The organism is Serratia sp. NFX21 (assembly GCF_048517035.1).
Taxonomy (GTDB): Bacteria; Pseudomonadota; Gammaproteobacteria; order Enterobacterales; family Enterobacteriaceae; genus Serratia; species Serratia quinivorans.
This window is the reverse complement of record NZ_CP183196.1, coordinates 112,083-133,540: the sequence shown is the minus strand read 5'-3', so window position 1 is coordinate 133,540 and position 21,458 is coordinate 112,083. Positions and strand designations below refer to the sequence as shown.

At 55.8% G+C, this 21,458-nt stretch carries 17 protein-coding genes; 7 read left to right on the top strand and 10 right to left on the bottom strand.

Annotated features, from left to right (window positions below; all coding sequences use genetic code 11):
• The first annotated feature begins 84 nt into the window (after positions 1–84).
• A complete protein-coding gene (gene glgP / locus ACNT1W_RS00715; protein ID WP_012147318.1) occupies positions 85–2,532 on the top strand; it encodes a glycogen phosphorylase in 2,448 nt (815 codons plus the stop codon).
• A 43-nt stretch (positions 2,533–2,575) separates the two neighbouring features.
• Here the strand turns inward: glgP and glpD are convergent, their stop codons facing one another.
• Positions 2,576–4,084 (bottom strand): glycerol-3-phosphate dehydrogenase, encoded by a 1,509-nt coding sequence (glpD, locus tag ACNT1W_RS00710; protein ID WP_112364245.1) that lies wholly within the window; start codon positions 4,082–4,084, stop codon positions 2,576–2,578.
• A 385-nt stretch (positions 4,085–4,469) separates the two neighbouring features.
• Between glpD and rhuM the strand changes: the two genes are divergently transcribed.
• On the top strand, positions 4,470–5,471 hold the full coding sequence (gene rhuM / locus ACNT1W_RS00705; protein WP_012147316.1) for a RhuM family protein: 1,002 nt from the start codon (positions 4,470–4,472) through the stop codon (positions 5,469–5,471).
• Between the two features lie 36 nt (positions 5,472–5,507).
• Here rhuM and ACNT1W_RS00700 read toward each other — a convergent pair whose 3' ends face one another.
• The 4 genes from ACNT1W_RS00700 to malT all read right to left on the bottom strand — a co-directional run bounded on the left by ACNT1W_RS00700 (position 5,508) and on the right by malT (position 10,430).
• Positions 5,508–6,266, bottom strand: coding sequence for a DeoR/GlpR family transcriptional regulator (locus tag ACNT1W_RS00700; protein ID WP_012147315.1), 759 nt, complete (start codon positions 6,264–6,266; stop codon positions 5,508–5,510).
• 36 nt (positions 6,267–6,302) lie between these two features.
• The gene (glpG, locus tag ACNT1W_RS00695; RefSeq protein WP_012147314.1) at positions 6,303–7,139 is read right to left on the bottom strand and encodes a rhomboid family intramembrane serine protease GlpG; all 837 of its coding nucleotides are present in this window, start codon (positions 7,137–7,139) and stop codon (positions 6,303–6,305) included.
• A 166-nt stretch (positions 7,140–7,305) separates the two neighbouring features.
• Entirely contained in the window at positions 7,306–7,632 is a 327-nt protein-coding gene (gene glpE, locus ACNT1W_RS00690; protein ID WP_012147313.1) for a thiosulfate sulfurtransferase GlpE, read from the bottom strand.
• A gap of 83 nt (positions 7,633–7,715) precedes the next feature.
• A complete protein-coding gene (gene malT, locus ACNT1W_RS00685) occupies positions 7,716–10,430 on the bottom strand; it encodes an HTH-type transcriptional regulator MalT (RefSeq protein ID WP_017894307.1) in 2,715 nt (904 codons plus the stop codon).
• Positions 10,431–10,581: 151 nt separating this feature from the next.
• Here malT and ACNT1W_RS00680 point away from each other — a divergent pair, with 151 nt between their 5' ends.
• The 3 genes from ACNT1W_RS00680 (at position 10,582) to malQ (ending at position 15,480) form a co-directional block, all read left to right on the top strand.
• The gene (locus ACNT1W_RS00680) at positions 10,582–10,905 is read left to right on the top strand and encodes a hypothetical protein (protein WP_223272804.1); all 324 of its coding nucleotides are present in this window, start codon (positions 10,582–10,584) and stop codon (positions 10,903–10,905) included.
• A gap of 69 nt (positions 10,906–10,974) precedes the next feature.
• Entirely contained in the window at positions 10,975–13,380 is a 2,406-nt protein-coding gene (gene malP, locus ACNT1W_RS00675) for a maltodextrin phosphorylase (protein WP_218218598.1), read from the top strand.
• A 9-nt stretch (positions 13,381–13,389) separates the two neighbouring features.
• Positions 13,390–15,480: a 4-alpha-glucanotransferase gene (gene malQ / locus ACNT1W_RS00670; RefSeq protein ID WP_419246282.1), complete on the top strand. Its 2,091-nt coding sequence runs from the start codon at positions 13,390–13,392 to the stop codon at positions 15,478–15,480.
• Between the two features lie 82 nt (positions 15,481–15,562).
• On the opposite strand, the gene nfuA is transcribed toward malQ, so the two are convergent.
• Positions 15,563–16,138: a Fe-S biogenesis protein NfuA gene (gene nfuA / locus ACNT1W_RS00665; protein ID WP_012147309.1), complete on the bottom strand. Its 576-nt coding sequence runs from the start codon at positions 16,136–16,138 to the stop codon at positions 15,563–15,565.
• A gap of 67 nt (positions 16,139–16,205) precedes the next feature.
• Complete coding sequence (gene gntX, locus ACNT1W_RS00660) at positions 16,206–16,889, bottom strand: DNA utilization protein GntX (protein WP_419246281.1); 684 nt, start codon at positions 16,887–16,889, stop codon at positions 16,206–16,208.
• Between the two features lie 42 nt (positions 16,890–16,931).
• Between gntX and bioH the strand changes: the two genes are divergently transcribed.
• Positions 16,932–17,726, top strand: a complete 795-nt coding sequence (gene bioH / locus ACNT1W_RS00655; RefSeq protein ID WP_259191281.1) for a pimeloyl-ACP methyl ester esterase BioH — start codon at positions 16,932–16,934, stop codon at positions 17,724–17,726.
• A gap of 244 nt (positions 17,727–17,970) precedes the next feature.
• A complete protein-coding gene (locus tag ACNT1W_RS00650) occupies positions 17,971–18,252 on the top strand; it encodes a YdgH/BhsA/McbA-like domain containing protein (protein WP_012147306.1) in 282 nt (93 codons plus the stop codon).
• A gap of 54 nt (positions 18,253–18,306) precedes the next feature.
• On the opposite strand, the gene ACNT1W_RS00645 is transcribed toward ACNT1W_RS00650, so the two are convergent.
• The 3 genes from ACNT1W_RS00645 to feoA all read right to left on the bottom strand — a co-directional run bounded on the left by ACNT1W_RS00645 (position 18,307) and on the right by feoA (position 21,157).
• On the bottom strand, positions 18,307–18,546 hold the full coding sequence (locus ACNT1W_RS00645; RefSeq protein WP_012147305.1) for a FeoC-like transcriptional regulator: 240 nt from the start codon (positions 18,544–18,546) through the stop codon (positions 18,307–18,309).
• Positions 18,546–20,861, bottom strand: coding sequence for a Fe(2+) transporter permease subunit FeoB (gene feoB, locus ACNT1W_RS00640; protein WP_411227898.1), 2,316 nt, complete (start codon positions 20,859–20,861; stop codon positions 18,546–18,548). Before feoB ends, ACNT1W_RS00645 begins: the two co-directional genes overlap by 1 nt.
• Before the next feature lie 71 nt (positions 20,862–20,932).
• Positions 20,933–21,157 (bottom strand): ferrous iron transporter A, encoded by a 225-nt coding sequence (gene feoA, locus ACNT1W_RS00635; protein ID WP_012147303.1) that lies wholly within the window; start codon positions 21,155–21,157, stop codon positions 20,933–20,935.
• Positions 21,158–21,458 lie beyond the last annotated feature (301 nt).

Below are 21,458 nucleotides of genomic sequence, written 5' to 3'. Positions count from 1 at the left end.
TATGCCCTATGAATTTCAAGCTGCAGGTAACAAGGCTGCGGCTTGAAAGGCGACGGGCAATCACGCACTTGGGATCGAAAAACTATGACGTTACCGATTAGTTACACCTCACCCACGGTCAGTGTTGAAGCGCTGAAACACTCCATCGCCTATAAATTGATGTTTATTGTCGGCAAGGACCCGGCAATTGCCAACCAGCATGACTGGCTGAATGCCGTGTTGTTTGCGGTTCGCGACCGTATGGTGGAACGCTGGTTGCGTTCTAACCGTGCGCAACTTTCACAGGATGTGCGTCAGGTGTATTACCTGTCAATGGAGTTCCTGATCGGCCGCACGTTGTCCAACGCCCTGCTGTCGATGGGCATTTATCAGGATATTGACGACGCATTGAATGAGATGGGGATGAGCCTGGGCGAGCTGCTGGAGGAAGAGAACGATCCGGGCCTCGGCAACGGTGGCCTGGGGCGGCTGGCGGCCTGTTTCCTGGATTCGCTGGCGACGCTGGCGCTGCCGGGACGTGGCTACGGTATTCGTTACGAATACGGCATGTTCAAACAAAATATCGTCAACGGTCAGCAGATGGAATCGCCGGACTACTGGCTGGAATATGGTAACCCGTGGGAATTCCCACGTCACAACACGCGCTATAAGGTGCGTTTTGGCGGCCGCATTCAACAGGAAGGTGCCAAGGCTCGTTGGGTAGAAACCGAAGAGATTATTGCCACCGCTTACGATCAGGTGATCCCCGGTTTTGATACCGATGCGACCAACACGCTGCGGCTATGGAGCGCCCAGGCCAGTAATGAAATCAACCTGGGTAAATTCAACCAGGGCGATTACTTTGCGGCCGTTGAGGATAAAAACCACTCGGAGAACGTGTCACGCGTGCTGTATCCGGATGATTCCACCTATTCCGGGCGCGAACTTCGCCTGCGGCAGGAGTATTTCCTGGTGTCGGCCACGGTGCAGGATATCCTCAACCGCCACTGGACGATGCATAAAAGCTTCGACAACCTGGCAGACAAGATTGCCATTCACCTGAATGACACTCACCCGGTCCTGTCGATCCCGGAACTGATGCATAGGTTAATCGACGAGCATAAATTCAGTTGGCTGGATGCCTGGGCCGTGGTGGAAAAGGTGTTCTCCTATACCAACCACACGCTGATGAGCGAAGCGCTGGAAACCTGGCCGCTGGATATGATCGGCCGGATCCTGCCGCGTCACCTGCAGCTGATTTTCGAGATTAACGATCACTTCCTCAAACACGTACAGGAAGTCGCGCCGGGTGACAATGACCTGCTGGCTCGAGTGTCTATCATTGATGAAACCAATGGCCGCCGGGTACGTATGGCCTGGCTGGCGGTGGTGGCCAGCCACAAGGTTAACGGCGTTTCTGCGCTGCATTCCGAACTGATGGTGCAATCGTTGTTTGCCGATTTTGCCCATATCTTCCCCGATCGCTTCTGCAATAAAACCAACGGTGTTACGCCACGCCGCTGGCTGGGGCTGGCTAACCGTCCGTTATCCGCCGTACTCGATGACAGTATCGGCCAGACCTGGCGCACCGATCTCAGCCAACTGAGCGAGATCAAGGCCAATGTCGACTACCCGAGTTTCTTGCAGGCTGTGCAGGCCGCCAAACGGCAGAACAAGGAGCGACTGGCTACCTACATCGCCAAAACGCTGAATGTGGTGGTCAACCCGGATGCGCTGTTCGACGTACAGATCAAGCGTATCCACGAATATAAGCGGCAGTTGCTCAACGTACTGCACGTGATCACGCTGTATAACCGTCTGCTGCAGGATCCGGAAACCGAGCGGGTGCCGCGGGTGGTGATCTTTGCCGGCAAGGCGGCCTCGGCTTATTACGCCGCCAAGCAGATCATTCGCTTGATCAACGATGTCGCCAAGGTGATCAACAACGATCCGCGCGTGCATACGCAGTTGAAAGTGGTGTTTATCCCGAACTACGGCGTCAGTCTGGCGCAGATGATCATTCCGGCGGCGGATCTTTCCGAGCAGATCTCACTGGCGGGCACCGAGGCGTCCGGCACCAGTAATATGAAGTTTGCGCTTAACGGTGCGCTGACTATCGGCACGCTGGACGGTGCCAACGTCGAGATGCTGGAACACGTGGGTGAGGAGAATATCTTTATCTTCGGCAATACCGCCGAGCAGGTTGAGGAGCTGCGGCGCAACGGTTACAACCCGCATCTTTACTATGAGCAGGATCCCGAGCTGCATCAGGCGCTGACTCAGATCGCCACCGGTGCTTTCAGCCCTGAGGAGCCAAAGCGCTACAGTAACCTGTTTGATTCACTGGTTAACCTGGGCGATCACTATCAACTGCTGGCCGATTATCGCAGCTATGTGGATACGCAGGACAAGGTGGATGAGGTGTATCGCAATCAGGATGACTGGACGCGGCGGGCAATATTGAATATCGCCAACATGGGCTACTTCTCTTCCGACCGCACCATTCAGGAGTATGCGGACGAGATCTGGCACATCAAGCCTATCAAGCTGTAAATACAAAAGGGCCGGATATCCGGCCCTTTTTAGCTTTGGCGAGTTACGATGCCAGTGACAGGGTTTTCGCTTTCGCGTGTTCCGCCAGCCAGGCTTTTACCCGCGCCTGCTGCGCTTCGTCCAGCCACATACCCAGCTTGGTACGGCGCCAGATAGCGTCATCGAGTTCCACCACCCATTCTTTGTCGATCAGGTAGCGCAATTCGGCTTCATGCAGGCCATGACCGAAATCTTCGCCCAGGTCGCTGAGGCTATTGGCATTGGCCAGGATCAGCTCGCTGTGGCTGCCGTAGGTGCGTGCAAAGCGGCGTGCCAGAGATTCCGGCAACCAGCTGTGTTCACGGCGCAGTTTTGCGGCGTAGCTGTCGCGATCGCCACCGATGTCACCACCTGGCAGCGAACCGTTTTTGGTCCACGCCGGGCCACAACCAGGGTAGTAGTGCGCCAGTTTTTCCATCGCATGCTCAGCCAGCTTGCGGTAGGTCGTCAGTTTGCCGCCGAATACGGAAAGCAACGGCGCTTTACCCTGCTCGTCATGCACGTCCAGCGTGTAATCACGGGTCACCGCCTGCGGTGAATCGGACTCGTCGTCGCACAGCGGACGCACACCAGAGTATGTCCAGACGATATCGTCACGGCCCAACTGCTTCTTGAAGTGGTCGTTATACACTTTCAGCAGATAGTTGATTTCGTTATCGTCGATCTTCACATCTTTCGGATCGCCGTGATACTCCACGTCGGTGGTGCCGATGATCGAGAATTCGTCATTCCAAGGGATCACGAAGACGATACGATGGTCTTCGTTTTGCAGAATATAGGACTGTGGCTGATCGTGTACACGCGGTACCACGATGTGGCTGCCTTTGATCAGACGGATGCCATAAGGGGATTTCAGCTTCAGACCATCGTCGAAGAAGTGTTTCACCCATGGACCGGTGGCGTTCACCAGGCCCTTGGCGCGCCAGGTAAAGGTTTTGCCACTGTCGACGTCGACCGCTTCCACCATCCACAGGCCGTTTTCACGCCATGCACGGGTCACTTTGGTGCGTGTGCGCACTTCGCCACCGCGCTTTTCCACTTCCTGGGCATTGAGTACCACCAGGCGAGCATCGTCGACCCAGCAGTCAGAATATTCGAAACCGCGCTTCAATTCAGGCTTCAGCACCGATTCTGGTCCAAAGCGCAAACCCTTGCTGCCTGGCAGACTGGTGCGTTTCCCCAGGTGATCGTACAGGAACAGGCCGATACGGATCATCCAGGCCGGGCGCAGGTGCGGCTGATGCGGCAGACGGAAACGCATTGGGAAGGCGATGTGTGGTGCCAGTCGCAGTAACACTTCACGCTCGGCCAGCGCTTCGCTCACCAAACGGAATTCGTAGTGTTCCAGGTAGCGCAGGCCGCCGTGGATCAGTTTGGAACTGGCGGAAGACGTAGCACAGGCCAAGTCTTGCGCTTCCAGTAGCAGAACGGACAGCCCGCGCCCGGCAGCATCGGCCGCGATGCCGGCACCGTTGATGCCGCCACCGATAACGATCAAGTCTTTGGTTTCCACGTCAACTTCCTCCAGATGTTCGAAATAGCTCTTTCATGTTCGTTTTCGCTCATGATTGTAATCAAAAACCAACAAACAAGCCAAGACTTAACCAAACAAAAACATTTAGGCGTGATAGAGGTAACAGTTTGATGATAGTAGTTATACAAAAAGGAGGGGTATTAGGCATTGCGAGCATTGCCCTGAGCAGTGTGTTAACCGAGCTACTAATAAACCAGATGAATAATAAATGCTTATCTATCTAGAAGTTACAAGATGCTAGAGTTTTTGAATCGTCAGAGTATATTTCTAAGTCGGATGTAGGAAAGTTCACGGGATTAAAACAGGAAAAACAGATGCAGAAGCGGCAAACAGCGTATCACGCTGTAACTCAAGGATGGCTAAAATGTCTGATAATGATCTGATTCTCTACACTTCTGAAGACGGTAAATCTCAGTTTATTCTACGTTCATTGGAGGGGCAGGTATGGCTTACGCAGTTAGAAATGGCCGAACTTTACCAAACCAGTAAGCAGAATATTGGCAAACATGTAAAAGGAGTGATCGCAGATAAAGAGCTGGCTGAAGGGGCAGTTGTAAACCGCAAGTTTACAACTGGGGCGGACGGTAAAGAGTACCTAACGCTGCTGTACTCTTTACCGATGATTATCTCTGTGGGTTATCGGGTTCGCTCAACTCGTGGTACGCAGTTCAGACAATGGGCCACTCGGACGCTGGGTGAATATATGCTCAAAGGCTTCGCTATGGATGACGAACGCCTGAAAGATCCCAAATGGGATTACTTCGACGAGCTTCTTGAGCGCATCCGTGATATTCGCACTTCCGAGTTACGCTTTTATCAAAAAATCCGCGATCTGTTTACGCTATCAGAAGATTACAGAGCTAACGAAAAAGACACTGGGTTATTGTTTGCTGAAGTGCAGAACAAACTGTTTTTTGCTGTTACAGGATATACCGCCGCAGAACTGGTAGTGCAGCGTGCTGATACTACTAAATCCAATATGAATCTGACGAGCTTCAAAGGCCCCAGAGTACGTAAGGCCGACGTGGTAGTCGCCAAAAATTATCTTAACGAAGATGAGCTGGATAGTTTAAATCGTCTGGCCTCTATGTTCTTCGAATTTGCAGAGTTTCGGGCGAAGAGTAAACAGCATCTTAAATTGGCTGATTGGCGGCAGTATATCGATAATTTTATGGCTTTCAATGAACAGCCACTGTTGAGCCACTGTGGCTCCGTAAGTCGTGAACAGATGAAGTCTGTTGTACACCAACGTTATGAATCCTTCGATCAGCAAAGAAAAATGACTGATGCACGTGAGGCCGACCGAATTGAACTGGAACAACTTGAGCAGCTTGAAAAACGCTTAAGCAGGAAAAATGCTCCCTAGCACCTTCTCCAAAAGGAGAAGATGCGAGAGAAGGGCTTAACACAACTCCAGCTGTACGTCGTACTGCTCGATGATTTTCATCACGCTTGGCGGCGGTAGTTGATCGGTAAACAGGTAGTCGATCAGGCTCATATTGCCGAGGTTAACCATCGCGTTGCGGCCGAATTTGGAATGGTCGGTGACCAACATCACGCAGCGTGAATTTTCGATAATTGCGCGTTTGGTGCGCACTTCGTGATAGTCGAATTCAAGCAGCGAGCCGTCCATATCGATGCCGCTGATACCCAGAATGCCGTAATCGAGACGGAACTGGGAGATAAAGTCCAGCGTGGCCTCACCCATGATACCGCCGTCGCGGGTACGTACCTCGCCACCGGCCAGGATCAGACGGAAATCTTCCTTGGCGGTCAGCAGAGTGGCGACGTTCAGGTTATTGGTCACCACGCGCAGGTTCTTGTGATTCATCAGCGCATGGGCGACCGCTTCCGGGGTGGTGCCGATGTCGATAAACAGCGTGGCGCCGTCCGGGATCTGGCTGGCGACGCGTTGAGCGATACGCGCTTTCTGTTCCGACCACATCACTTTGCGATCGTTGTAGGCGGCATTGACCGAACTGGAAGGCAAGGCTGCCCCACCGTGGTGGCGTTGGATTTTGTTCTGATCGGCCAGGTCATTCAAATCACGACGAATCGTTTGCGGGCTAACGTCAAAATGTTCGACCAGCTCTTCGGTACTGACATAACCCTGCAGGCGCACCAGTTCGATAATAGCGTCATGACGCTGTGTTTGCTTCACGGTAATCCCCTAAAACGCCTGGCTTGTACCTGGCTGTTATTGTTCGTTATGCGCGCGATGACGCGTGTCCCAAAATGCCATCAATAACCCTAACACTAAACCGGCTACGTGTGCCGCGTTAGCGATCGACATTCCTAAAATATCGAAATATCCGGCCACCAGCCACAGGACGGAAAACACCATCAGGCCGCGCGGCAGCATCAGACCGCGTTCCGGTGCTCGCTCGCCGCTGAGCCAGCAGTAGCCCATCAGCGCGTAGACTACGCCGGACAGGCCGCCGAACAGGGCACCGCTAAACAGTGACTGCGCCCAGCCGCTGAAGAAGGCCGAGACCACTGCCAGCACGAACAGTTTGCCGCTGCCGAGGCGTTTTTCCAGCGGGCCGCCGAGATACCACCACCACAGCAGGTTAAAGGTGATGTGCAGCAGTGAGAAATGGAGGAAAGCGTGGCTGACCCAGCGCCACAGCTGCAGGTACTGGCTGCTGTCTTGCGGCCAGGAGAGCCAGTACATCAGGGTATCATCGCCCAATATCTGCATCAGGATATAGACCACAATGCACAGAGCCATCACGCCGAGCGTCAGCGGCCCGGCCTTGCTGCGCAGGGTTTGCAGATAGGAAAAGCCCTGATAGTGCAGGTCGGCATCGGTATTGCCGGCCTGCCAACTGGCGGCGCGATAGCGACTGTTAAGCGGGTCGATCAGAAACTGCTGCAGTTCGTGCTGCACCTGCTCCAGATGGCTGTCGTCTGCCAGCCAGATTTCCGCCGCCTCGCCGGTATTGTGCACCCTAAGCTCAATGCCCTGTGTCGTCATGTAGTCGACAAAGGCCTGCGCCAGGCGGGGATTGGATACGGCGATTACTCTAACCATTGCTCTTCCGTCTAAGTGAATGATTTTAGCCGCCGGTGACCCGATGGCGTTGACGGCCGATTATAGCGTCGAAATCCTGAGCGCAGGCAAAGGATCTGCGAAAAACCAGTAAAAACACTCACTAACGGCGCGAGGAAGGAACCCGCCGCCGCGGGCGGGAAGAGGATTATGCGGAGGTTTCAACGTCCTGCGGATACTGACGCGCCCAGGCCTCAAAGCCACCGTCGATGCTGTATACCGCGTCAAACCCCTGATGCAGCAGGTATTGCGCCGCGCTGCGGCTGCTGTTGCCGTGGTAGCACATCACCATCACCGGCCGTTCAAAATCATTCTGCTGCATAAAAGTCTGCAGGCTGGCGTTGGTGAGATGAAAAGCGCCCGGTGTGTGCCCGGCTTCAAAACTCTGTGGATCGCGGATATCAACCAGGGCGGCGCTGCCGTCTTTCCAACGGCTGTATGCCTGCTCAACGTTGATCGCTTCAAACTGTTCCATGACTTCCGACTGCCTCGTAATTAAATAATGTCGCTATTGTAACCAACTCCGAGGCAATTAAGACCAGAGCGACGTTGTGGTTTTTAAGCGCCATATCCCATCATCTTCAGCAGCTGTTGTGCCTGCTGCACTGCTTCCTGGCGGTGGGCCACACCCAGCTTCTGGTACAGGTTACGAATATGGGTTTTGATGGTGGTGGCGGCCACTGCCAGTTCACCGGCGATCTGGTCGTTGCTGTAACCGGAATAAATCAGCCCCAGCACCTGCCATTCGCGCTGTGTCAGCGGACTGGTGCGGATTAACTCGGGCACCTGTGGATGAGTTAGCAGCTTATCGACGAAGTTCTCGTCAAAATGCGCAAACTTATGCCGATGATGCTGGTTGATGTCGCGCAGGATACGTTGGGCGCGGTGGTTTTCCAGCTCCGGCAGCGTATTGAGCTGGATCAGTTGGCGTAGCTGTTGCGCCATCGCCTCGCCTTCAATGACGAAGTGACTGATAAATCCGGTGCGGCTGGCCAGTGACAGCGCTTCCATCAGCACCTTTTGTGCGTCGCTTTTGCGCTCCATCTGCCAGTAAAGTTGATTGCTGAGCAGCAGGTTACGGTTCAGATCGCTGACCAGCCGCAGGCGTCTGGCGTTTTCGTTGAGTTCATCCAATACCACTTCGGCCTCTTCATACTGGCCCAGCATGATTTGTACCCGGGCAATGTTGCGCCACTGGCCCTGCATAAAGTGGTTATCCGCCATGCCCGGCTTTTCAGTCTGGCGCAGCCATTGGGCAGCGGCGGTAGTATCGCCGGTCATCTGCCAGTGGATCACCCGCGGTTTGTCGGCGTTGGTCAGCCAGTCGCGATGGTACTGGGTACCGTGCAGCAGCACTTCGCAACGCTGCATGTGCGCATTGGCGTTATCGAGATCGCCACGGGCCAGAGAACACTTGGCCAGCATGGCGATGCACTGCAACTGTTGCTGGGGCTGGTAGTTGGCCAGGATTTTCAGACCTTCGCGCGCCGCGTCTTCCGCTTCGTCCAGCCGCGACCATGACCACAGGATCTGTGAACGGATGCGCAGCAGGAACTCATGCATCGGCAACTGTTCCAGATGTTGTTCGCGTACCAGTTCAAACGCCTTGTCCTGTGTCTCAAAGGCGGCCTGCAGGAAACCCTGAGCAATCAGAATTTCGCTCTGCTGCAACAGCGCCCACAGCGCATAGTGGTAAGCCTGATGACGCCGTGCCATCTGTTCGGTTTGCTGCATCATCGGCAGCGCACGGGCCAGTTCGCCCTTGCAGTGGTGGACTTCGCCGGTCACCGAGGTGGCGACAATGCGGCTGTAATAGCTGGATAGTGGCAGGAACTTCAGCGCCTCGGTCGCCAGGCGCTCGGCCTCTTCCGGTTTACCGGCGTTGATCGCCACCTGGGCGCGCAGGGCGTCAAATTCGGCCTCCAGGGTGCGATCGACCTCAATTTTTTGCTCGCGCATCGCCTGTTCGGCGCGTTCCAGCAGGGTGTTCACTTCGCTGTAGCGGTGTTGACTTTGCGCCAGCCAAGCCTGCAGCAGCGCCAGTTTGGGATTTTGGATCAGCCGTTCATAGGGGAGCGCATTCAGACACTCTTCCAGCAAGGCCAATTCGCTGTGATGGAACAGCGACCAGGCGTGCTGCAGCAGGATGTCGCGCAGCATGCTGACGTCGCTGGCGGCCAGCGCGTGGTGAATAGCCTCTGCCGGGTAACCCAGTGCCAGCCAGCCTTCGGCGGCGGCACGGTGCAAGCCGGGCAGCTCCAGCGCCAGCTCCCATTGGCAGCGTTGACGCAGGAAAGTGGCGAACAGCGGATGGAAGCAGAACCATTCACCGCTGTCGTCCATACGGTGGATAAATAACCCCTGACGTTCCAGCTCTTCCAGCCGTTGCTGGCCGTTGTCTTCGCCGGTCAGACGTACGATCAGTGCATCATTCATCGAGCGCAGCACCGAACAGCGCAGCAGAAAGGCGCGCGCCTCGGCGTCGACGTGATCCAGCACTTCGTCCACCAAATAATCCGACAGATGGCTGGCGTTCAGCCCGGCCAGGCGCTTGGCGGACTGTTGGGCGGAGGAGGTCGACTGCCGGGCGGACAGGGCGATCAACTGCAGCGCGGTGGCCCAACCTTCAACCTCATCGCACAGGCGGCTGCTGTCTTGCGATTCCATTGGTGACACCAGGCGGCAGTCGAAGAACTGTTTGGCTTCCTGATGGGTAAATGCCAACTGTTGCGTACCCATTTCCAGCAGTTGGTCGCGCACGCGCAAATTGGCAATGCCGAGCGGCGGCAGGGTGCGGGACAGCAGGATCAGCGTCAGGTTTTCCGGCTGGTGGCGCAGGAAGAAGCGCATGGCTTCATGAATGACATCATTGGTGATCAGGTGATAGTCATCAATCACCAGATACAGCGGTTGGTGCCAGTCGGAAAGTTCGATAAACAGTTGGGCAAACAGCGCCGACAGGCTGGCGTACTGATGCTTTTGGCTCAGCGCCTCGCTCTTCACGCAGTGACCGCCGCTGGCGAGTTGCAGGGCGGCGATCAGATAGCTGGCGAAACGCTCGGGCTGGTTGTCGCTTTCATCCAGCGAGTACCAGCCCAAATCTGATTTGCCGGCCGCCCATTGTGCGACCAGCGTCGTTTTTCCGTATCCCGCAGGGCAATTGACCAATGTCAGGCGATAGTTGGCCGTGCTGGCCAGTTTGGCCAACAGGCGATCGCGGATCACGGTATTTTGCAGCCGTACCGGGCGGCTCAGTTTTGATGGGATCAGCATAGTATTCCAGAGTGAAAAGCGCGGTTCCCGCCGCCGTAGGCCTGCCCGATGGCGTTTTATTCATCGCGACGCCTGCCGGGATCGGAGTGAGGCTAATTATTTTATGGCTCGTAATTAATCCCCCTCCTAACTTCTGACAACGTTAAACGTATTGCAACAAGGTTCAGCATTGGCTTGGAGTTATATTGCTATTGATCACACTTTTTTACGTTTGCAGGCAAATCCCTGTGGAATCGCGGCGTGGTGGCGCGGTTTGGTGACGCAGATGCAGAAAAGCATTTCCGGCTGTGTGCAACACTATAGCCGCTGCAATAACTATGCTAACGTTATTGAACAAGTTTTCACCTTATTCTCGGTGCTCGCTGCCTTCGTCGGTGGGCTTTTTTGCATGATGCAAGGGAGTCAAAAAGTGCCTGAGATCACAATTTTAGCTACGCCCCAATCCTCCTCCCCAGCTAATCCCCAGGCGGGATGATGCCTTCACTCTTTCTCCCCGGCACGATAACGGTAATTTGACCCACTTACTGGATAGAGAGTTTTCCTTATGTCACAGCCTATGCTTAAAAAGGATGCTTTTCTGGCGGCACTGACCCGTCAGTGGCAACAGTTTGGCCTCAGTTCTGCACAACAGATGACCCAGCACCAATGGTGGGAAGCAGTCAGCCGCGCCCTGGCCGAGCAGCTTGCTGCACAGCCTGCGCCGCGTAAAAGCAATAAGCCGCTGCGCCATGTGAACTACATTTCGATGGAGTTTTTGATTGGCCGCCTGACGGCTAACAACCTGATTAACCTGGGCTGGTACGACACCGTCGAACAGGCATTGGCGGAACAGGATATCAAGCTGGCGGACCTGCTGGAGCAGGAAACCGATCCGGCGTTGGGCAATGGCGGGCTGGGGCGTCTGGCGGCCTGTTTCCTGGATTCGATGGCCACAGTGGAACAACCGGCCACCGGCTACGGGCTGAATTACCAGTATGGGCTGTTCCGTCAGTCATTTAGCGGCGGCCAGCAGCAAGAAGCCCCGGACAACTGGCAGCGCGAAAGCTACCCGTGGTTCCGCCACAATGCGGCGCTGTCGGTGGATGTTGGTATCGGTGGAAAACTGGAGAAACTGGCCGATGGCCGCGAGCTGTGGCGCCCTGAGTTTACCCTGCGCGGTGAAGCCTGGGATCTGCCGGTGTTGGGCTTCCGTAATGGCGTGACCCAACCGCTACGCCTGTGGCAGGCCACCCATCAGCATCCGTTTGATCTGAGCGATTTCAACGATGGCAAATTCCTGCAGGCGGAGAAGCAGGGCGTGGAAGCCGCCAAGCTGACCAAGGTGCTGTATCCGAATGACAACCACCAGGCGGGCAAGCGCCTGCGCCTGATGCAGCAATACTTCCAGTGTGCCTGTTCGGTGGCGGATATTCTGCGTAAGCACCATTTGGCGGGCCGCAAGATTGAAGACCTGCCGAAGTACGAAGTGATCCAGCTGAACGATACTCACCCGACCATCGCCATTCCGGAAATGCTGCGCATTCTGCTCGATGAGCATCAGTTGGACTGGGATGCCGCCTGGGCTATTACCAGCAAAACCTTCGCCTACACCAACCATACCCTGATGCCGGAAGCGCTGGAGTGCTGGGATGAGAAGCTGGTGCGCAGCCTGCTGCCGCGTCATTTCTCCATCATCAAGCAGATCAACGCCAACTTCAAAAAGCTGGTGGATAAACATTGGCCGGGCGACGACGCGGTGTGGGCCAAGCTGGCAGTGCATCATGATAAACAGGTGCGGATGGCAAACCTGTGCGTGGTCAGCGGCTTTGCGGTCAACGGCGTGGCACAGTTGCACTCCGATCTGGTGGTGAAGGATCTGTTCCCGGAATACCACCAATTGTGGCCCAACAAATTCCATAACGTCACCAACGGCATTACGCCACGCCGCTGGTTGAAGCAGTGTAACCCGGCGCTGTCAGGGCTGATTGATGAAACGCTGAAGGTGGAGTGGGCCAACGATCTCGACGCCCTGAAAGGGCTGGAGAAATACGCCGATGATGCGGCGTTCCGTCAGCGTTATCAGCAAATTAAGCGCGATAACAAAGTCGTGTTGGCAAACTATGTGCACGACGTGATGGGGCTGACGCTCAATCCGGACGCGATTTTCGACGTGCAAATTAAACGCCTGCACGAATACAAACGCCAGCATTTGAACCTGCTGCACATTCTGTCGCTGTATCGCCAACTGCGCGATAACCCGCAGTTGGATATCGTGCCGCGGGTATTCCTGTTCGGCGCCAAAGCGGCACCGGGTTACTACCTGGCCAAGAACATCATTTACGCGATCAACCAGGCGGCGGAAAAGATCAACAACGATCCGCTGGTGAAGGATCGACTGAAAGTGGCGTTTATCCCTGACTACCGCGTGTCTGTCGCTGAATTGATGATCCCGGCGGCGGATATTTCCGAGCAGATCTCCACCGCAGGCAAAGAAGCCTCCGGTACCGGCAATATGAAGCTGGCGTTGAATGGTGCGCTGACCGTCGGCACCTTGGATGGCGCCAACGTGGAAATCGCCGAGCAGGTGGGTGAAGACAATATCTTTATCTTCGGTAACACCGTGGATCAGGTGAAGGCGCTGCTGGCGAAAGGCTATGACCCGCTCAGCTATCGCAAGAAAGACAAGCACCTGAAGGCGATCCTGGACGAACTGGCGAGCGGCGCATTCAGCCACGGCGACAAGCATGCTTTCGACATGATGCTGCACAGCCTGCTGGAAGGTGGCGACCCTTATTTGGTGCTGGCGGACTTTGCTTCTTATTGCAAAGCTCAACAGCAGGTAGATGAACTCTATCGTGACCGTGATGAGTGGACGCGCCGTACTATTCTTAACACCGCGCGGGTCGGTATGTTCAGTTCGGATCGCTCGATCCGCGACTACCAACAGCGTATCTGGCAAGCCAAACGTTAAGGAGAGCGAATGGATCGCAAGGTCATCGATCAGGCGGCAGCTCAGGCGGGTATCGCTGCCGATTATATTAATGCCCACGGTCAACAGCAGGCGATCGCTGAGGACACCAAGCGCCGACTGCTGGACGCCATGGGGCGCAGCACGACCCCGCAGGAGGCCGTAGTACTGCCACTACCGGCGGTGAAGGTCTTCTATCAGGGGGCGCCGGTGGCATTGCCGCTGGCAGGGAGCGGCGAGTATCTGTGGACGCTGCAGCGCGAAGACGGTGGTCAGCAACAGGGGCGCGCCAGTGCGCGTAAAACCTTTACCCTGCCGGTTGAGTTACCTCCGGGGTATCACCAACTGACGCTGAAACAGGGCGAGCAGCAGTGGCAGTGCCGGCTGATCGTGGCACCGAAACGCTGCTATGAACCGGATGCCTTGCTGACCGGAAAGAAGTTGTGGGGCGCTTGCGTCCAGCTTTATACCCTGCGATCCGACAGTAACTGGGGTATCGGTGACTTTGGCGATCTGCGCCAGATGGTGGAGCAGGTCGGTGAAAGGGGCGGTGCTTTCGTTGGACTGAACCCGATCCATGCGCTGTATCCTGCCAACCCGGAAAGCGCCAGCCCGTACAGCCCGTCATCGCGCCGCTGGCTGAACGTGATTTATATCGATGTGAACGCGGTGGAAGATTTCCAGCGCAACGAGGCCGCGCAGCGATGGTGGTTGAAACCGGCCACGCAAAAGAAACTGGCCGCCGCGCGCAGCAGCGAACTGGTGGATTACAGCACGGTGACGCAGCTTAAGCTGGCGGCGTTGACGCTGGCGTTCCCGCAGTTCCAGGCGCGCAAAGCGGGTGACGAGCAGCGTCAGGCATTTGAGCAGTTTGTTCTCGACGGTGGTGACAGCCTGTATCAGCAGGCGGCCTTTGATGCGCTGCATGCCCATTTGGCAGCCGTTGACAGCAGCCTGTGGGGCTGGCCGGCCTGGCCTGAACAATATCAACAGGGCGACAGCGCTGCGGTGCAGCAATTTTGTCAGCAGCAGCAGGATCAGGTGCAGTTTTACCTGTGGCTGCAGTGGCTGGCCGCCAGCCAGTTCGCCGATTGTTTCCGCCTGAGTCAGCAACAGCAGATGCCGATTGGCCTGTACCGCGATTTGGCGGTCGGCGTGGCAGAAGGGGGCGCGGAAACCTGGTGTGAGCGCGATCTTTATTGTCTGAAAGCCTCGGTGGGGGCGCCGCCGGACATTCTGGGGCCGCTCGGACAAAACTGGGGCCTGCCGCCGATGGACCCGCATGTGATGGCGGCGCGCGGCTACCAGCCGTTTATCGATCTGCTGCGTGCCAATATGACCAGTTGCGGCGCGCTGCGCATTGATCATGTGATGGCGTTACTGCGCCTGTGGTGGATCCCCTACGGTGAAACTGCGGTTCACGGTGCCTATGTGAAATACCCGGTGGATGACCTGTTGGCGGTGCTGGCGCTGGAAAGCCAACGCCACCGCTGTATGGTGATTGGCGAAGACCTCGGTACCGTTCCGGTTGAGATTGTCGCGAAGTTGCGCGACAGCGGGGTCTATTCCTATAAGGTGCTGTATTTCGAACGTGACGGTGAGAACCATTTCCGCGCGCCGCAGGCCTATCCGGTGCAGGCCATGGCGACCATTACCACGCACGATCTGCCAACGCTGCGCGGCTATTGGCAAAGTGGTGACCTGCAGTTGGGCAACCAACTGGGGTTGTATCCGGATGCGGAGATCCTCAAAGGGCTGTTTGCCGACCGCGAACGTGCCAAGCAGGGGTTGCTGGACGGGCTGCACCACTATGGTTGTGTGCCGCAGAAGGTGGGCAAAAAGGCGGCGTTGTTGAATATGAGCCCGCTGCTTAACCGGGGCTTGCAGCGTTACGTTGCCGACAGCGCCAGCGCGTTGCTGGGTCTGCAGCCGGAAGACTGGCTGGACATGGCGGATCCGGTCAATATTCCCGGTACCAGCAGTCAGTACCCTAACTGGCGGCGTAAACTGACCCAAACGCTGGAGGAGATGTTTGCCGATCAACAGGTTAACCGATTGCTGAAGGATTTGGACAAGCGGCGGCGTAAGGTATCGGTAGGCTAATTGAGGTAAAAATGCCGGATTGGGTAAACCGAATCCGGCATTTTTTTATCCGCTGTGGGGCATGTTGCCCTGGAACAGGGGATTAATAATAAGAGTGCTCGCCGCGCTGGTGTTCGGTCAAATCGCGCACGCCTTTCAGTTCAGGGAACTTCTGCAGCAGCTCTTTCTCGATGCCTTCCTTCAGGGTCACATCGACCATGGAACAACCGTTACAGCCGCCACCGAACTGCAGGATCGCCAGGCTGTCATCAGTGATTTCCATCAGCGTCACACGGCCACCGTGGCCTGCCAGCTGTGGGTTGATCTGTGACTGCAGTACGTATTCAACGCGCTCCATCAGCGGTGCGTTGTCGTCCACTTTGCGCATTTTGGCGTTTGGCGCTTTGAGCGTCAGCTGCGAGCCCAGTTGGTCGGTGACGAAGTCAATTTCGGCATCGTCCAGATAAGGTTTGCTCAGTTCGTCGATATAGGCGGACAGTTTTTCGAACTTCAGCTCGGTGTCTGTTGCTTCAACCGCGTCCGGCGGGCAATAAGAGACACCGCATTCGGCCGTAGGCGTACCCGGGTTGATCACGAATACGCGGATTTGGGTGCCTTCCTCTTGATTTGCCAGCAGTTTGGCAAAGTGTTCCTGTGCAGTATCTGTTATACGAATCATGGCATTAGCTCGTTAGTTCAAATAGTTGACTTCTATACTAGGTTATAATACGCCCATTGCCGTGGCACTACAACGTGCGGCAAACGCACCAAATCTGTATTGATGCCACGCCCTGCCGCTGCAACAACCTGGCAATTTCCGCCACCGTGCTGCCCGTCGTGACTACATCGTCCAGCAGGGCGATGTGTCGGCCCTCGAGGGATTCGTGGCAACGAAATGCTCCGCGCAGATTACGCCGCCGCATGCGGGCCGGCAACCCTTGCTGTGGGGCAGTTTTGCGTACCCGGCTCAGGGCGGCGGGGCGGTAGTCGCAGCCCAACCAGTAGGCCAGCGGTCGTGCCAGCAGGCTGCTCTGGTTATAGCTGCGTCGCCAGCAACGTTTTGCCTGCAAGGGTACCGCTAAAATCACATCGGGTCTGTTCAAATACTGCTCTCGATGCGCTTGTTGCCAGTTTAGCAAAATTAGCCGAGCCAGCAGCGGCGCCAGCTCCGGCGTATGCTGAAACTTGAATTTTTTGATTAGCTGACGCAATGGGGCCTGATAATCGCTGACGAACACCAGTGCCTGCCAAGGGGGCGGTTGCTGCAGGCAGCGGCCACAGGGTAATGCGGCATCGCCGGCGGGCAGGCCGCAGCGGGGGCAGCATAAGGGCTTGGTCGGCAGGTGGCGCAGGCAATAGCTGCAAATGCCATGATGGCTGAGGCGTAATGGCTGTCGGCATAGCCAACAGCGGCTGTAGATTGATAGCATAGCCGTCCTCCCTGACGGATGAGAATGAAAGGACAATAACCGATGACAGCGTTGTACTGGCAAACAATAGGTGAAGGCGATCGCGATCTTGTGCTGCTGCACGGCTGGGGGCTGAATGCGGAAGTATGGAGTTGCATGCTTGAGCGGCTGACGCCGCATTTTCGTCTGCATCTGGTCGATCTGCCGGGTTATGGCCGCAGCCAGGGATTTGCTGCCATGTCGCTTGAGCAAATGGCGGAAATTGTGTTGGACGCCGCGCCGGCGCAGGCCTGGTGGTTGGGTTGGTCGCTCGGTGGGTTGGTGGCCAGCCAGATTGCGTTGACGCAGCCACATCGGGTGCATGGGTTGATTACCGTGGCCTCTTCACCCTGCTTTGCGGCACAGGATGATTGGCCGGGGATCCGCCCGGAGGTGCTAAGCGGTTTTCAGCATCAGCTGAGTCAGGATTTCCAGCGCACCGTAGAGCGTTTTCTGGCATTACAAACGTTGGGCACGGAAAGTGCGCGGCAGGACGCCCGTTTGCTGAAATCGGTAGTGCTTAACCAGCCGATGCCGAGCGTTGAAGTACTGAACGGCGGGCTTGAGATACTGCGGACCGCTGACTTGCGCCAGTCGCTGGCGGGGCTGTCACTGCCACTGTTGCGGATTTACGGTTATCTGGACGGATTGGTGCCGCGTAAGGTCGCCGGATTGCTCGACGTCAGTTGGCCTCACTCATCATCAATCATCATTGCGAAAGCGGCTCATGCGCCATTCATTTCCCAGCCTGATGAATTTGCAGAAATTATTGGCACTTTTGTGGCCGAAAATGGGATCTGCCGCCAAAACGCACAATAAAGCGCTAAAAAAAGAGCAGTTTAGTGGATAAAAAATAAAGCTGTCCGATACTTAAGGGGGTAACTGCGTTGGTTGAAAATGAAAAAATCACCCATGGTTTTTTCACTTTGGCGTTTCGTCTCTGGGAAACGGCTCTCGTCAGGGAAAGCAACGAGGTCAGCAGATGTCACGGCAACTGGTGTTATGACGCATTTACTCTGGACAGCTTTCATAATAAATAAACTATCCATTGAGAGGTAATGTAATGAAATCTTTGAAAATGATTATTGCCGCGTTAGTTGTAGGTTCAGTGTCTTTCAGCACCATGGCAGCCACCCTGCTGACCAAGGAAGATCTGGCCAAGAATCCGGGTAAATACGAGAAAGTGGGTTCGGTGTCTACTACCGCACAGACCACGTCGCCAATGGATGCAAAAGAAGAACTGTCCAAACTGGCTGATGAGAAAGGCGGTCAGTATTATGTGATTATTGCTGGCCGTGAACACGGTAAATTCAGCGCTACTGCTGACGTGTATAAAGACAAATAATAACGATTGAATCAGTTAAGTTGGGGCGTGCTTTGTGCTGCGCCCCAACCTCCATTACTTCAAACGATACACCACGGTACTGCTGCACTTCTGGCCCTCAGGGCAACTTTTGCAACTGCCGCTCAGGCAGGCGCTGTTATCCTGCTCGATTCGCTCTACTTTCCCCATCGCGATTAAACGCTCCAGCATGGCCTGCACTAACGGCAGCGGGGCGGCCAACTGACGGCTGAGTTGCAGCGCCTGCACGTTTCCGTGCAGCGCCAATGCATCGCGGATCTGCAACAGGCCGGCCATCAGTGACAGTTTCCCTTGCCACCCTGACAGCATGCCGCAGGTGTGGCGTTGCCCAGGCGAACCGTTACCCGGCTGCGCGCCCGGCGCAGGCCGAACAGGATCAACAGATTGAACAGCACCACAATGACGATCGCCGTCAGGCTGTACTGCGGGTGCTGGCCGAAGGTGGCGACCTGATAAAACAGCGTGGCCAACGAGTAAGCGACATTCAGCCCCCAGAGAATGGAGAAGGTCATCCAGCCACGGCTGGATTCACGGGCGATAGCCCCCATGACCGAGACGCAGGGGACGTACAGCAACACGAAAATCAGGTAGCTGTAGGCGGAGATTCCTGAACCGAATTTACTGCTCATCACGCCCATCGAACCGACGTCCATTTCCCCGTCACCCTTGCTGGCCTCAATCGGGTTGGACAGCACGCTCAGGCTGAAGGTGTCTTTCAAGCCCTGCCAGGTGGTATCAAGGGCACCGCCCAGTTCGTCCAACAGATTAAAGTTGGCGGCGTCAAACTCGGTGTTATTGATGCGTTCGGCGGTGTACAGCGTGTTCAGCGTGCCGACCACCACTTCTTTCGCCATGGCCCCGGTGACCAGGCCGACGGTGGCCTGCCAGTTATCATTGTGTACGCCCATCGGCTCTAGCAGCGGTGTCAGCACCTTGGATACCGACGCCAGCGCGGAGTCATTGATGTTATCCACCGGCTTGCCGCTGAATGAAAAGCTGTTCAGGCCACCAATGAAGATGCTGGCAATCACAATCACTTTACCGGCGCGAAGCACGAAGCCTTTCAGCCGCTGCCAGGTTTGCAGCAGCAGACTTTTCAGGTGCGGCACGTGGTAAACCGGCAGCTCCATAACGAAGGGGGAAGCTTCGCCGCGCATGATGGTGTATTTCAGCACCAGCCCGGTGAGGATCGCCACCACAATGCCGAGCATATACAGGGAGAACACCACGCCCGCGCCGTCCTGGCCGAAGAAGGCGGCGGCAAACACGGCGAAGATTGCCAACCGGGCGCCACAGGACATAAATGGCGCCATCATGATGGTCATCAGGCGTTCGCGCTGAGCATCCAGCGTGCGGGCGCCCATGATGGACGGCACGTTGCAGCCGAAACCGACAATCAGCGGCACGAAAGATTTACCCGGCAGCCCGAGTGCCTGCATCAGACGATCCATCACGAAGGCCGCCCGCGCCATGTAGCCGGAGTCTTCAAGGAATGACAGGAACAGATACATCATGCCGATTTGTGGCACCAGCGGCAGCACGGTATTGATACCGCCACCGACCCCCTGCGCCAGGAAAATCGTCAGCCATTCAGGGAAATGCAGGGTGTAGCCCAACCATTGAATGCCCTGGATAAAGATGGCCGCTGAGCCAATATCGAAAATAGGCTGTAGCGCGCCGCCGATGTTGATCGCCAGCAGGAACATCAGATACATCACCAACAGGAAGATCGGCACCCCCAGCCAGCGATTGAGGATCACTTTATCCAATGCTTCGGTCAGGCGGTTCGGCATCGCCTGCTGAGAATTACTGACGGCGTCACACAGGGTGGTGATTGACTGATAGCGCGCATCGGCGATCACCAGTGCCGGGTCTTCCTGTTGCTGCTGTCGCAGTGCCTCTTTGGCTGCCGGCAGCAGAGCTGCTGCCGGGCCGGCCAAAGTATGGCTGTAGATATCGCCCTCCAGCATCTGCAGTGCCAGCCAGCGACGCTGTTCGCTTGGCAAGTTTTGCGGCATCGCGTCGCTCAGCGTGGTCATTTCTTTCAGCAGCACCGGTGGGTAGAGCACCAGCGCTTTCAATTCGTTGAACTGATGATTGTCGATCATTTGCTTTAACACGCCAATACCGTCGGCCTTGGTGGAGACCAGCGGTACCACCGGGCAGCCGAGGCGTGCGGACAGTGCGGCAATATCAATATCAATTTTCTGACTTCTGGCAATATCCAGCATGTTCAGCGCGACGATGCAGGGAATACCCAGCTCCAGCAGTTGCAGCGTCAGGTACAGATTGCGCTCCAGATTGGAAGCGTCGACCACGTTGATCAGCAGATCGGCGTCGCCGCTCAGAATGTAGTGGCAGGCGATCTGTTCGTCGAGTGAGGTTTGCTCCGAGATGGTGGTCAGGGAGTAGGTGCCGGGCAGATCGACCAGCTTGACCTGGGATTGCGGCGTGGTGAACAAGCCTTCTTTACGTTCTACCGTCACCCCCGCCCAGTTCCCGACCCGCTGGCGCGCCCCGGTAAGCTGGTTAAACAGCGTCGTCTTACCGGAATTAGGATTTCCTATTAAGCCAATAGTGAGTTTTTTCATAATGTTGCGTGATATCAGTCAAGGGAAATGGGGCCAGGCGATGTGCATGGCCAAGGCAAGGCGGCTCAGCGTCAGGATTGGCCGTCGAGCAGGATCAGGGCCAGATCTTTCCTACGCAGCACCAGGCTGACGCGGCGGGTTTTAATTTCTATTGGGTCACCCAGCGGCGCTACGCGTACTACTTCAAACGATGAACCCGGCAGCATGCCGAGGGATAAAAGTTTCTGGCGGTAGGCTGGGCCAATGTCATTGGCGAAGCCGGCGATCTTATACGATCGTTTAGGCTGAAGATGCATGTAACCTTCCCTGAGCCCAGCTTATTGGGCCGATGATGATAAAAGAACGTTCCTGAGGAAGCGCCGAGCAAAGCTACGGGCTGCCGACGTTTTCAATCCATGAGGTAATGCAGTGAACACGCAAAATAATAATAGTGAGAATCATTATCGTATTCAATACAAAAAATAGGGGTATTGGTAACCAAAGGTTGTGGCGATCACATTTTACGATCGGGATTGCCTGACAGGACTACTTTTATCACCCGCTCTGGCGGGGTGCAAATGCGAATGGTGAGTTAAATCAGTTACGTGATTGTAGTGA